Origin of the sequence: Streptomyces sp. NPDC029216 (assembly GCF_040648015.1) — a bacterium.
Lineage (GTDB): Bacteria > Actinomycetota > Actinomycetes > Streptomycetales > Streptomycetaceae > Streptomyces.
In genome coordinates, this window is sequence record NZ_JBEZWL010000191.1 from 1 (window position 1) to 13,000 (window position 13,000).

The 13,000-nt window shown below is 73.1% G+C and carries 9 protein-coding genes; 5 read left to right on the plus strand and 4 right to left on the minus strand.

The genetic code is table 11. From position 1 onward, the window contains the following. Window positions 1–196 precede the first annotated feature (196 nt). A complete protein-coding gene (locus tag AB0F18_RS35875) occupies window positions 197–1,075 on the plus strand; it encodes a hypothetical protein (RefSeq protein WP_362068626.1) in 879 nt (292 codons plus the stop codon). Between the two features lie 30 nt (window positions 1,076–1,105). Here AB0F18_RS35875 and AB0F18_RS35880 read toward each other — a convergent pair whose 3' ends face one another. After that, window positions 1,106–1,837, minus strand: a complete 732-nt coding sequence (locus AB0F18_RS35880; protein WP_362068629.1) for a MerR family transcriptional regulator — start codon at window positions 1,835–1,837, stop codon at window positions 1,106–1,108. A gap of 85 nt (window positions 1,838–1,922) precedes the next feature. Between AB0F18_RS35880 and AB0F18_RS35885 the strand changes: the two genes are divergently transcribed. Beyond that, window positions 1,923–3,767, plus strand: a complete 1,845-nt coding sequence (locus AB0F18_RS35885) for an AMP-dependent synthetase/ligase (protein ID WP_362068632.1) — start codon at window positions 1,923–1,925, stop codon at window positions 3,765–3,767. 806 nt (window positions 3,768–4,573) lie between these two features. Here AB0F18_RS35885 and sph read toward each other — a convergent pair. Then, window positions 4,574–5,560 carry a sphingomyelin phosphodiesterase gene (gene sph / locus AB0F18_RS35890; RefSeq protein WP_362068635.1) on the minus strand — a complete coding sequence of 329 codons (987 nt, stop codon included), beginning with the start codon at window positions 5,558–5,560 and terminating at the stop codon, window positions 4,574–4,576. Window positions 5,561–5,701: 141 nt separating this feature from the next. On the opposite strand from sph, the gene AB0F18_RS35895 reads away from it, so the two are divergent. Further along, complete coding sequence (locus AB0F18_RS35895; RefSeq protein ID WP_362068638.1) at window positions 5,702–6,592, plus strand: oxygenase MpaB family protein; 891 nt, start codon at window positions 5,702–5,704, stop codon at window positions 6,590–6,592. Window positions 6,593–6,634: 42 nt separating this feature from the next. Here AB0F18_RS35895 and AB0F18_RS35900 read toward each other — a convergent pair whose 3' ends face one another. Both AB0F18_RS35900 and AB0F18_RS35905 read right to left on the minus strand, forming a co-directional pair. Next, complete coding sequence (locus AB0F18_RS35900) at window positions 6,635–8,140, minus strand: M1 family metallopeptidase (protein ID WP_362068641.1); 1,506 nt, start codon at window positions 8,138–8,140, stop codon at window positions 6,635–6,637. Between the two features lie 285 nt (window positions 8,141–8,425). Continuing rightward, window positions 8,426–9,055, minus strand: a complete 630-nt coding sequence (locus tag AB0F18_RS35905) for a LysE family translocator (RefSeq protein WP_362068644.1) — start codon at window positions 9,053–9,055, stop codon at window positions 8,426–8,428. A gap of 54 nt (window positions 9,056–9,109) precedes the next feature. Here AB0F18_RS35905 and AB0F18_RS35910 point away from each other — a divergent pair, with 54 nt between their 5' ends. Beyond that, a complete protein-coding gene (locus AB0F18_RS35910; RefSeq protein WP_362068647.1) occupies window positions 9,110–10,561 on the plus strand; it encodes a PLP-dependent aminotransferase family protein in 1,452 nt (483 codons plus the stop codon). Window positions 10,562–10,673: 112 nt separating this feature from the next. Then, a partial coding sequence (locus AB0F18_RS35915; RefSeq protein ID WP_362068650.1) for a Tex family protein occupies window positions 10,674–13,000 on the plus strand: 2,327 nt, incomplete at its 3' end.

The window sequence follows — 13,000 nt, forward strand, 5'->3', positions numbered from 1 at the left end:
CAGGCCGCCGGGGGCGTCCGTCACCTTTCTGGGGCCCACCGGGGTCACGACCGGGGGGTGGCCCCGTTTCCGTGTCCGACGAGGGCCGAGATGCGACGGCGCCGGATGCGGCGCACGCTGGACGGGCACGTGTCCTTCGCTGACCGTGCACGGCTTGGGGGAACACCCGTTCACATGCGAAGAAGCGGGGAGACCCATGAAGAAATCCCTGGTGGCCGCACTTGCCACCTCCGTGATGGCCGTCATGCTGACCGCTCCGGCCACGCCCGCGACCGCCGCTTCGGCGTTCTGCAACCAGACGACCCCGAGCACCTCGCTCCTCGCCTACAACAAGGACACCGGAGCCGTGGGTACCGGCACCCTGTCGGCCGGACGCTGGCACTACGGGTCGAACATCGACGTTCCCGACGGGTACACGCACGGAGTCGCGAGCCGCGACTCGATGCTCTTCTACAACGCCGACACCGGGGCCGGGGAGAGCGGCACCTTCAGGGGCGGGAAGTACACCCGCGTCCAGACCTACAACAACTTCTCGACCGGCTGGACCCACGTCGTGGCCTCGGGCGAGTCGGCCCTCTTCTACAACGCCGACAACGGCCAGGGCGGCACGGGCACCCTGCGGAACGGCCGGTACCACCACGTCCGCTCGTACGACAACTTCAGCACGGGCTGGGACTCCATCGCCGCCTCGTGCGACACGGCGGTCTTCACGAAGTCCGGCGAGGTCGGGTACGGGACCCTCAAGAACGGCCTCTACGCGCACGTGGACGCCAGGGAGACCGACGCCGACCTCGGGACCCTCGTCGCGACCAAGGACACGGTCCTGGCGCTCGCGGAGAACGGTTCCCAACTCCAGTACCGGATCGCCCGGGCGACCGACGGCAAGGTCGGCGGCTTCCGCGACATCGGCACGTCGGGCGTGTGGGAGGAGGAGGGCCGCACCGGGGACAGCCTGTTCTTCTACAAGACGGACGGCACCGCCTGGACCTCGAAACTCAGCGGGAACGCCTACTCCAACGTCGGACCGCTCGCCGGGGTCTCCTCCGGCTGGTCGTTCATCGCGGGCGGCGTCTGAGCCCGCAAGCAGCGCCCCCGCGGGCGGCGTTCACCCGGTCTCCGAGGTGAACGCCGCCCTCAGTTCTTCCCGGAGCGAGCGTTGGAAGGCCGTCACCAGGGCCTGCACCACCATCGGCTGCATGTGCGCCGACAGGGCCTTCATCGACTCGATCTGCTCCACGTCGCTCTCGCCCTCGGTGAACGGCCCCCACACCTCGTCCCGGAACAGCGCCGTCAGCTGGTGCGCCGCCGTCCGTGCGTGCTCCAGCAGGATCCGCCGCGCCACCAGCAGCGTCTCGTGCGCGATCGGCACGTCGAGCAGTGCGACCCCCAGCCGCAGCAGGCCCAGGTCCACGCGGAAGCCCTCGGCCGTTTCGGACAGCACGTTCATCGCGGCCAGCCGGCGCAGGTCCCCGTCCGACAGACCCCGCCCCGCCCGCCTCTCCAGCTCCTCCCGCGACACCTCCCGCGCCGTGTCCGGCGCCCAGGTCGCCACCAGCGCCCGGTGGATCGCCAGGTCGTGCGCGCTCAGGTCGTCGGGGAGCGCGTCCAGGTAGCGCTGGATCGCCGACAGGGTCATCCCCTGGTGCTGGAGCTCCTCGATCAGCGCCAGCCGCGACAGGTGCTCCGGGCCGTAGTGCCCCACCCGACGGGGTCCGATCACGGGAGGGGGCAAAAGCCCCCGCGTGCTGTAGAACCGTACGGTGCGGACGGTGACACCGGCCTTCGACGCCAGCTCGTCGACGGTGAGCATCGGCTCGGTCGCCCGGTGGTCGGCCATCGTCCGCTCCTCGCTCTCTGCTGCACGGCTTGGGTTCAACAGTATTGCTGTCGCACCAACGATGTGAAACGGCCAGGAGCTGCCCATGACCACGAACCTGCGACTGCCCGGACGTCCCGAAGACCTCACCCTGCCCTCCCTGCTCGCCCGCAACGCCGCCGAACACCCCGACCTGCCCGCCCTCTCCTGGCGCGCCGGGGACGAGGGCAGGGGCGGGGACGGCTGGCAGACCCTCACCTGGAGCGAGGCCCGCCACCGCGTCGCCGTCCTCGCCGCCGGATACACCGCCCTCGGCGTCAGCCGCGGCGAACACGTCCTGCTGATGATGGGCAACCGGCCCGAGCACTGGCTCAGCGACCTCGCCCTCGTCCACCTCGGCGCCGTCCCCGTCACCGTCTACGGCACCTCCGCGCCCGAGCAGATCGCCCACATCGCCCGCCACAGCCGGGCCCGGCTGGCCGTCGTCGAGGGCGCCCGCGAACGGGACCGCTGGGCCCCGCTGCTGGACGAACCCGCCATCCCCCTGGAGCGGCTGGTCGTCGCCGAGGCCGCCGAGGCCGGCCCGCACACCAGCTACGCTTCCCTCTACGCGAGCGGCGCCCGCCTCCACCGCCCCGACGCCTTCGAGAAGGCCTGGCGGGAGACCCGCCCCGAGGACCCCCTGACCGTCGTCTACACCTCGGGCACCACCGGCGACCCCAAGGGCGTCCGCCTCAGCCACCGCAACATCCTGCTCCAGTCCGTGCGTCTCGACCGGAACGTGGAACTCCCCGAGCACGCCGAGCACATCTGCTACCTGCCCTTCGCCCACATCGCCGAGCGGATCCTCGGCATCTACCTGCCGCTGCTGCGCGCCGCGCACGTCCGGCTGGTCGCCGACCCCGCCGCCGTGGCCGCCGCGGTGCGCGAGCTGCGGCCCGTGCAGTTCTTCGGCGTGCCCCGGGTCTGGGAGAAGCTCGCCGCCGGCGTACGGGCGGTGCTGGCGGGCCTGCCCGAGGAGCAGCGGCGGGCCATCGAGGGGGCCGGGGAGGTGGCCCGCGCCCGGGCCGGGCACCGGGAGCGCGGCGAGGAGGTGCCGGCCGCGCTGGAGACCTCGTACGCCGAGGCGAAGGAGCGGGTACTGGACCCGCTGCTGCGGCTGGCGGGGCTGGACCGGCTCCTGTGGACGGCCAGCGCCACCGCGCCGATGCCGATCGACGTGGTCCGCTTCTGGGCGGGCTGGGGGATCACCATCATGGACGCCTGGGGCCTGACCGAGACCGCCGGCGTGTGCACCGTCAACAGCAACAGCCCCGGCGGCTTCCGGCTCGGCTCGGTGGGCCGGCCGATCGAGGGGCTGGAGCTCAGGCTCGCCGAGGACGGCGAGGTCCTCACGCGCGGAGCGACCGTCTTCGACGGGTACCTGCGGCCCGACGGCACGGTGGAGGCCGCGGCCGACGCCGAGGGCTGGTTCCCCACGGGGGACATCGGACGGCTCGACGAGGACGGCTTCCTCTGGCTGACCGACCGCAAGAAGGAGCTGATCATCACCTCGAACGGCAAGAACGTGGCCCCGGCCCTGGTGGAGAACACCGTCAAGGAACACCCGCTGATAGGCCAGGCCCTGGTCCACGGCGACGGCCGCTCCTACCTGGTCGCCCTGCTGGTCCTGGACCCCGAACTGGCCCCGGCCTGGGCGGCCGCCCGGGGCATCGAGGCGGCCTCCCTGGCCGACTTGGCCGCACACCCGGCCGTCCTGGAGGAAACCGCCCGCGCGGTGGAGGCTGCCAACGCCCGCCTGAACCGCACCGAACAGATCAAGCGCTACCGCCTCCTGGCCGAGGAATGGGGCCCGGAGACGGGTGAACTGACCCCAACCCTGAAACTGCGGCGCAGGGTGGTCCGGGAGAAGTACGGCTCACTGATCGAGGGGCTGTACGAGGGCAACTGAGGCACGGGCCCGCCATTGCCCCCGCGAGGGGTCGGGGGCGGGTCGGTGGCTGCCCACCCGCCTCGCCGGGTGGGGGGCGGGACTTGGGGGATCGGTATCTCGGCGGGACGGCCTCGGAGAAGGGTTGGGGCTTTCCCGTCAGTCTCATCGTCCTTCCGTGTCGGGCCGGCCTGTCAAGGGCGCTCCTTCGTCGCGTCGCTTCGCGATCGCCTACGGCGACCCTTGACAGACCGTCCCGCCACGAAAAGCCGAAGACTGCCGGGAAACCCCCAAAGGAACGGGCCGGTTCTTCTATGGACATGCGGCCGGATCAGCGATGAGCCGGGCAGGCCGGGTCCGGTAGACCGGGCATCCGGCCCCTCCAGATCCTGATTCGGGGCCAGGGGCGCGTCTACGCCCCAGATCGCTACGCGCTCCTCCCGTCTCAGCGTCCGCCGCCCGTCTGGGGCCGATACCTGCACCCAAGGACGATGGAATGGTCCTCCGGGCCCGCCAGGCGCGCCAGATCGCTACGCGCTGCCCAGATTTCGGCGGCCGGCGGCCGTCTTGGGCTTGTACCTGCACCACAGGACGACAGGGACGTCATCCCAGCCCAGGGCAGCCGTTGGACGCTGAGGTAAGAGGAGCGCGTAGCGATCTCATGCGCCAGGGGCACCCCGGAGGCGTCCTGATCGTCCTTGGGTGCGGGTAACGGCCCCAGACGGCCGCCGGACGCCGAGAAATGAGGAGCGCGTAGCGATCTGGGACGTTGGGCAGCCCCCGGCCCGCCACCGGCCCCTCGCGGGGGCGATGGCGGGCCCCCGCCCCTAGCGCCCCACCACCGGGTAGTGGTCCGAGAGGTTGGAGTACGTGTATGACGTGCCCCAGCTGGAGACCGTCCAGGGGGTCGACTCCTCCTTCACCACGTTGTTCTCCCAGCCCGCCGGGCGGGCGTTGCCCTTGCGGTAGAGGACGTAGTCCAGGTCCTCGCGGGGGTCCGTCGGGTAGCGGTAGTGGGCGATCGAGTTGAGCGCCGTGTCGAAGGAGTACGGGTGGCCCGTGCGGGTGTCGGCGGGGGCCAGGTCGAGGTCGGCGAGCATCGAGGAGTACTCCGTGCTGCGGGAGTCGACGTTCATGTCGCCCGCCACGATGACCTGTTCGCCCGCGGGGATGTTCTTGGCGTCCAGGAACGCGTCTATCGCCTTGAACTGACGGCTGCGCATCTGCGCCGCCTCGCCCGCGCCGCAGCCCGGGTCGGTGGACTGGGCGTGCGTGCCGACGACGTGCACCTTGGTGCCGTTCACGTCCAGCACCACGTACGCGAAGCCCTTGTTGGACCACCAGTCGGCGCCGCAGGCGTCCTTGTAGACCACCTGCTCCTTGCGGACGATCGGCCACTTGCTGAGGATCGTGACGCCGCCGTCCTCCGGGGTGGTGGAGGAGTAGGAGCCGCCCGTCGCGTCCCAGTCGCTCTTGCTGCGGCCCACGACCGGGGTCTGGTACGGGTACTGGGCGGAGGCGTTGGCCTTCAGGGCGTCCGACGCGTTGTTGTCGAAGGCCTCCTGGAGGACGACCACGTCGTGGCCCTGGAAGAAGGAGGCCTTGGGGATCTCGGCCGCCCGGTGGGCCTGGCCCCAGTTCGGGTACAGGTTCGTGCTCATCAGGAACGTGTTGTACGTCAGGACGCTCATCCGGGGCGCCGCGGCGCTCTCGGCGGCCGTGGCGGCGGGCGCGGAGGCGAGGGCGAGGGCTGCTGCGGCGGCGGTCGCGGTCACGGCGGTGACGGCGGCGCGGCGGTGGGGGATCTGCGGCATGGAGGTCTCCATCATTCCGGTGGAATCCTGCGGGGGAAGATCGACGCCGTCATCCAAGCAGCCACGGTTACTTCGGGGTAACACCCGTGACAAGACTTTCTGTCCGGACCGAGGACATCTCGCGCTCGCATAATGGAACTCATGAACCACACGGGTCGCACAGCCCCCGTCAGCCCCGTGGGCCGACTCGATCCCGAGCCCCCGCCGCCCGGCGGGGTGCTGTGGACCACCGCCGGAGACATCCGCTCCCTGCTGACCCTCCCCGCCGCCTTCACCCTGCAGGTCGCCCACCCGGCCGTCGGCGCCGGCGTCGACCGGCACTCGGTCTTCCGCACCGACCCCTGGGGCCGCGGCGAGCGCTCGCTGCGCTCCGTGATGCTGTGGGTCTACGGCGGGGACGAGGCCGCCGCCGAGGGCCGCCGGGTGCGCCGCCTGCACAAGGGGATCCAGGGCACCGACACCCGCGGCCGCCGCTACCACTCCCTCGACCCGGCCTGCTACGCCTGGGTCCACGCCACCGGCTTCCCCGTCGCCCGGTACGCCGGGCGCTACCTGTTCCGCCCCACCACCCCCGACCAGGACCGGCAGATGTACCGGGAGTGGCTCCAGGTGGGCCGGATCCTGGGGCTGCGCGACCGGGACATGCCACAGACCGTCGAGGAGTTCTGGCCGTACTACCACCGGATGCTCGCCGAGGAGATCGAGCCGACCAAGGTCGTCCGCGAGCTGGTCTCCACCGACGTGGACCTGCCCCGCCCCGAGCCGGCCTCCCCGGCCCTGCGGCTGCTGCTGCGGGTGACCTGGCCGCTCCTGCGCGCGGGCTACCTCCGCTTCCGGGCCTTCGTCACCGTCGGCTACATGCCGCCCGACGCCCGGGCCGCCATCGGCCTGGAGTGGACCCCGGCCCAGGAGCGCCGGCTCCGGCGGTTCAGCACCGCCGTACGGCTCCTCGTCCCGCTCCTGCCCGAACGGCTGCGCTACCTGCCCAGGGCGCGCGCCGCCCGCGCACGGTGGCGCGCCGGGGCCCGCTGAGGGACCCCGGCGCGCGCAGCGGCCTACCGGTACCGGTACCGGTCAGTGGTCGTGGATGGAGTTCGTCGCGGCGATCTTCTTCCAGGACTTCGGCTCCACGGCCGGCCCGGCCGGGGCCTGGAGGGAGCGGGCGCCCGGCTTGACGGCGGCGGGCCCGAAGGAGGCCGGCTTGCCGGGGGTGTACAGCCAGGTCTCGAAGAGCTGGGCGAGCGGCTTCTCCGAGATCTTCTCCGCGTACCGGACGAAGTCCCCGACCTTGCCGTTCCCGTAGGCCCGCTCGGTCGGCCAGCCCTTGAGGATCCGGAAGAACTTCTCGTCGCCGACCTCGTTGCGCAGCGCCTGGACCGCGATCGCGCCCCGGTCGTAGACGGCCCCGTGGAACTGGTTCTCCGCGCCCGGGTCACCCGGCTTGACCTGCCAGAACGGGTCCTCGGCCGGGCGGGTGTCGTACGCCCACTGGGCGAGTTCCTGCGCCGTGCCCTCGCCCTCCTTCTCCGACCACAGCCACTGGCTGTAGCGGGCGAAGCCCTCGTTGATCCAGATGTCCTTCCAGTTGTCCACGGACACGCTGTCGCCGTACCACTGGTGGGCCAGCTCGTGCACGACGACCGAGACGTTCGCGCCGGCCGAGAACTGGCGCGGGCTGTAGAACGGCCGCGTCTGGGTCTCCAGCGCGAAGCCGGTCGGCACGTTCGGGACGTAGCCGCCCAGCGCGTTGAAGGGGTACGGGCCGAAGACCGACTCCAGCCACTCCGCGACCTCGCCGGTCCGCTCGACGCTCGCGCGCGCCGCGCCCGCGTTGTCGCCGAGGTCTCTGCTGTACGCGTTGAGGATCGGCAGGCCGCTCGCCGTCTTGTCGGTGGTGATGTCGAACTTGCCGATGGCGAGGGTGGCCAGGTAGGTGGCCTGCGGCTTGTTGGAGCGCCAGTTGTAGCGGGTCCAGCCGAGCTTGGAGGTCTGCGACTGGAGAACGCCGTTGCTGATGGCCTGGGTGCCGTCGGGGACGTTGACCGAGACGTCGAAGGTGGCCTTGTCGAGGGGGTGGTCGTTGCTCGGGAACCACCACACCGCCGAGTCGGGCTCCTGCGCCGCGATGCCGCCGTCCGGGGTGCGCTGCCAGGCCGACCAGCCGTCGATCTTGAACTCCGAGGGCTTTCCGGCGTACTTGACGACGACCGTGGCCTGCTTGCCCTTCTGGAGCGGCTGCGCGGGGGTGACCTCCAGCTCGTGCGCGCCGGAGGTGGCGAACTTCGCCTTGGCCCCGTTGACCCGGACCTCGCTCACCTTCAGGCCGAAGTCCAGGTTGAAGCGGGACAGGTCCTGCTGGGCGGTGGTCAGCAGGGTGGCCGTGCCCTCCAGCAGGTCCGTCTTCGGCTGGTACTGGAGGCGCAGGTCGTAGTGGGAGACGTCGTAGCCGCCGTTCCCGCTCTCCGGGTAGTAGCCGTCGCCGATCCCCGGCGCGCCCTGGACGGAGCCGGCCGCCGACGCCGGGATCACCAGCAGGAGGGAAGCGGCCAGAACGCTCGGGGCGATCACTTTGCGGTACACGAAAGGCTCCAAGGGGTAGGGGAGACAACTCGGTTCGACGGTCGTCGTGGGGCGTCGTACGTTCGTCGTTCGACCGTATTCACCCGTGGAGGCGCAGGTCATGTCCATGGCCCCTGCTGTCACACGATCGCCATTCGGCCGTCACGATCACGGCCCCGCGCCGGTGCGCCGTCCGTGGACGGACGCCCGGGGCGGCCCTTCCGACGGTGCCTCACGCCCCGGGAGCGGGCCGCAGGTTGGCGCGAATCCACCACCTGCCCCCGGCCCCCTCCCGCCTTACCCGGCTCACAGGCCGCTCGGCAGGGCGGCGACGGCGGCCAGCGTCAGGTACACCCCGCCGACCGCCCAGTGCTGCCGGGCCAGGGCGCGCGGGCTGCGGCGCAGCCATCGGCTGACCATTCCGCCCGTGCAGGCGTAGCCGATGTCGAGGAGGGCGCCCAGGACGAAGAACACCGCGCCCAGGACCCGCGTCTCGGCCTGCGGATCGGCCGCGCCGGGCCCGACGAACTGGGGCAGGAACGCCAGGAAGAACAGCGTCACCTTGGGGTTGAGCAGGTTGACGACCAGGCCGTCGACGTAGGCGCGGCCCAGGCGTACGGGTACGGCGGCCTCCCCGGCGGGCAGGACCGACGGGCCGTCGCGCAGGGCCCGTACGCCCAGGTACAGGAGGTAGCCGGCGCCCGCGTACGTCAGGGCCGCGAAGGCGGCGGGGGAGCGGGTCACCAGCTGGGCGAGGCCGGACACGGCGACGGTCAGGTGCACGAGGGTCGCGGTCTCCACCCCGGCAGCCGTGGTGAGGCCCGTGCGGCGCCCGTGGGCGGCGGCGCGCGTGACGATCAGGATCAGGTTCGGTCCGGGCAGCAGGATCAGGGCCGTCGAGGCGGCGAGGAAGCCGAGGAGGGTGCCGGTGGTCATGCGTCTAGGCTGGCCGGAAGGGGACGCCCGGCACCCGGGCCAATGGGGGGACAAGTGGACCGCAGTGCCGCGCGCGCCTGGACGCCGGGCGAACTGGACGGCGTGCTCGGAGGCTGGACCGACGGCCCGGGACCGCTGTACCGGCGGCTCGCCGGGGCACTGGGCGCGGCCGTCCGTACGGGTGACCTCGCGCCCGGGGACCGGCTGCCCGCCGAGCGGCCGCTGGCCGCCGCGCTGGGGGTGAGCCGGGCCACCGTGGCCGACGCCTATGCCGAACTGCGCGGCGCGGGAACGGTGGAGAGCCGCCGGGGGAGCGGGACCCGGGTCGCGGGACTGCCCCGGGCGGCGCTGCGGCCGGCCGACGGGCGGGTGCGCGGCGGGACCGGTGCGGCGCTGGTGCAGCGGCTGGTGGACGGGCCGGCGGAGGTGATCTCCCTGTCGGTGGCGGCGGAGGGCGCGGCCCCCGAGGTGCGCCAGGCCCTGGCCGGGCTGCTGGAGGACGGGCTGGACCGGCTGCTGGGCGGTCCCGGCTACCACCCGGGCGGGCTGCCCGGGCTGCGGGCGGCCGTCGCCGACCGGTACACGGCGCGGGGGCTGCACACCGCCCCGGAACAGGTCCTGGTCACCACCGGGGCCACCCAGGCGCTGGCCCTGCTGGCGCAGCTGTACGTACGGCGCGGGTCGCCGGTGGTGGTGGAGACGCCGAGCTGGCCCGGCTGCCTCGACGCGCTGCTGGCCGCCGGGGCGCGGCCGCGGCGGGTGCCGCTGGACGAGGACGGGGTACGGGTGCCCGGCTTCCGGGCGGCCCTGCCGGGGGCGGCGCTGGCCCAGGTGACGCCGACCTACCACAACCCCACCGGGGTACTGATGTCCGCCGGGCGGCGCGAGCGGATCGCGGCGCTGTGCGCGGCGGAGGGGGTGCCGCTGGTGGAGGACCTGGCGTACGACACCCGGCTGTGGGACGCGCCGGAACCCGGGCCGGTGGCGGCGTACGCGCCCGCCGGGGCGGAGGTGCTGAGCGTGGGCTCGCTCGCCAAGGCGGTGTGGGGCGGGCTGCGGATCGGGTGGGTGCGGGGGCCCGCGCCGGCCGTCGAACGGCTGGCCCGGCTCAAGGCGCTGGCGGACCTGGGCAGTCCGCTGCTGGACCAGGCGCTGGCGGAGCGGCTGCTGCCGGGGGTGGAGGAGCTGCGGGCGGCCCGGGCGGCCGCTCTGCGGGAGCGGCTGGCCCTGCTGGAGTCCCTCCTGCGGGCGGAGCTTCCGGGGTGGACGTGGGAGCGGCCGGCCGGCGGGGGCGCGCTGTGGGTGCGGCTGCCGGGGGGTGCCGATGCGGCCGTCTTCTCCCGGGTCGCCCTCCGGCACGGGGTGGAGCTGGTTCCGGGCTCCGCGACCGACCCCTCGGGGGCGTACGACGCGCACGTCCGGCTCCCCTTCACCCTCCCGCCCGCCCGCCTGGCGGCGCTGACGGGCCGCCTCGCCGAGGCCTGGGCGGCGTACGGTCCCGCGTGACGCGGGGGCGGAGCCCCCGGCGAGGGGCTCCCCGCCGCCGTCACCGGTACCTGCCACAATGGGCAGCCTTCCAGGCACACGCACGAAGGCAGGCGGGACCGCAGTGACGACGATGTCCATCGAAGGCAGGATCGCCGAGGAGCTCGGCGTACGGGAACGGCAGGTCAAGGCGGCCGTCGAGCTGCTCGACGGCGGCTCCACCGTGCCCTTCATCGCGCGCTACCGCAAGGAAGCGACCGAGATGCTCGACGACGCCCAGCTGCGCACCCTGGAGGAGCGGCTGCGGTACCTGCGCGAGCTGGAGGACCGCCGGGCGGCGATCCTCGACTCCGTGCGCGAGCAGGGCAAGCTCGACGCCGAGCTGGAGGCCCGGATCAACGCGGCCGACACCAAGGCCCGGCTGGAGGACATCTACCTCCCCTTCAAGCCGAAGCGCCGCACCAAGGCCCAGATCGCCCGCGAGGCCGGCCTGGAGCCGCTCGCCGAGGGGCTGCTGGCCGACCCCTCCGTCGAACCGGCCGCCGCCGCGGCCGCGTTCGTCGACGCCGCGAAGGGGGTCGCCGACGCGGCGGCCGCACTGGAGGGCGCCCGCGCCATCCTCACCGAGAGGTTCGCCGAGGACGCCGACCTCATCGGCGACCTCCGCGAGCGCATGTGGGGCCGCGGCCGCCTCGCCGCCAGGGTCCGCGAGGGCAAGGAGGAGGCGGGCGCGAAGTTCTCCGACTACTTCGACTTCGCCGAGCCCTTCACCGCCCTCCCCTCCCACCGCGTCCTCGCCATGCTGCGGGGGGAGAAGGAGGAGGTGCTCTCCCTCGAACTGGAGCCGGAGGAGCCCTCCGAGACCCCCGGGCCGTCCACCTACGAGGGCCTGATCGCCCGCCGCTTCGGCGTCGCCGACCGGGGCCGTCCCGGCGACAAGTGGCTGGCCGACACCGTCCGCTGGGCCTGGCGCACGAAGATCCAGGTCCACCTCGGCATCGACCTGCGGACCCGGCTGCGCGCCGCCGCCGAGGACGAGGCCGTACGCGTCTTCGCGGCCAACCTCCGCGACCTGCTGCTCGCCGCCCCCGCCGGCACCCGCGCCACCCTCGGCCTCGACCCGGGCTTCCGCACCGGCGTGAAGGTCGCCGTCGTCGACGCCACCGGCAAGGTCGTCGCCACGGACGTGATCCACCCGCACGTTCCCGCCAACAAGTGGGACGAGTCCATCGCCAAGCTCGCCCGCCTCGCGAAGGAGCACGCGGTCGAGCTGGTCGCCATCGGCAACGGCACGGCCTCCCGCGAGACCGACAGGCTGGCCGCGGACCTCATCGCCCGTCACCCCGAGCTCGGGCTCACCAAGGTGATGGTCTCCGAGGCCGGCGCCTCCGTGTACTCGGCCTCCGCGTTCGCCTCGCAGGAACTGCCCGGCATGGACGTGTCGCTGCGCGGCGCGGTCTCCATCGCCCGCCGCCTCCAGGACCCGCTCGCCGAGCTCGTCAAGATCGACCCCAAGTCGATCGGCGTCGGCCAGTACCAGCACGACCTGTCCGAGCTGAAGCTCTCGCGCTCCCTCGACGCGGTCGTCGAGGACTGCGTCAACGGCGTCGGCGTGGACGTCAACACCGCCTCCGCGCCGCTGCTCTCGCGGGTCTCGGGCATCAGCGGCACCCTCGCCGAGAACATCGTGGCCCACCGCGACGCCAACGGCCCGTTCCGCAGCCGCCGGGGCCTGAAGGACGTGGCCCGCCTCGGCCCGAAGGCGTACGAGCAGTGCGCGGGCTTCCTGCGCATCCGCGGCGGCGACGACCCGCTCGACGCCTCCTCCGTGCACCCCGAGGCCTACCCGGTGGTGCGGGCCATGGGCAAGAAGGCGGGCGGTGAGGTGGCCGCGCTGATCGGCAACACCGCCGTACTGCGCTCCCTGCGCCCGGACGAGTTCGTTACCGAGGCCTTCGGCCTGCCCACCGTCACCGACATCCTGCGCGAGCTGGAGAAGCCGGGCCGCGACCCGCGCCCCGCCTTCAGGACGGCCAGCTTCAAGGAGGGCGTGGAGAAGATCGGCGACCTGGCCCCCGGGATGATCCTGGAGGGCGTCGTCACCAACGTGGCCGCCTTCGGCGCCTTCATCGACATCGGCGTCCACCAGGACGGCCTGGCGCACGTGTCCGCCCTGTCGAACACCTTCGTCAAGGACCCGCGGGACGTGGTGAAGCCGGGCGACATCGTCCGGGTCAAGGTCATGGACGTGGACATCCCGCGCAAGCGGATCTCGCTGACGCTGCGGCTGGAGGACGAGGCCGGCGCCGAGCGCGGAGCGGGCGCACCGCGCCAGCGCGACGAGCGCCGGGGCGGCGGCCGTCCCCCGCAGCAGCGCGGCCAGAACCAGGGCCAGAACCAGGGCCAGGGCCGCGGCGAGGGCCGGGGCCAGGGCCAGGGCCAGCGCGGCGGCGGCCAGCG

Bases quoted from the DNA above. Each gene is read 5' to 3' on its own strand.
- AB0F18_RS35905 (WP_362068644.1), bottom strand. From the start codon at position 9,055: ATGACCACCGGCACCCTCCTCGGCTTCCTCGCCGCCTCGACGGCCCTG.
- AB0F18_RS35880 (WP_362068629.1), bottom strand. From the start codon at position 1,837: ATGGCCGACCACCGGGCGACCGAGCCGATGCTCACCGTCGACGAGCTG.
- AB0F18_RS35875 (WP_362068626.1), top strand. From the start codon at position 197: ATGAAGAAATCCCTGGTGGCCGCACTTGCCACCTCCGTGATGGCCGTC.
- AB0F18_RS35895 (WP_362068638.1), top strand. From the start codon at position 5,702: ATGAACCACACGGGTCGCACAGCCCCCGTCAGCCCCGTGGGCCGACTC.
- AB0F18_RS35885 (WP_362068632.1), top strand. From the start codon at position 1,923: ATGACCACGAACCTGCGACTGCCCGGACGTCCCGAAGACCTCACCCTG.
- sph (WP_362068635.1), bottom strand. From the start codon at position 5,560: ATGCCGCAGATCCCCCACCGCCGCGCCGCCGTCACCGCCGTGACCGCG.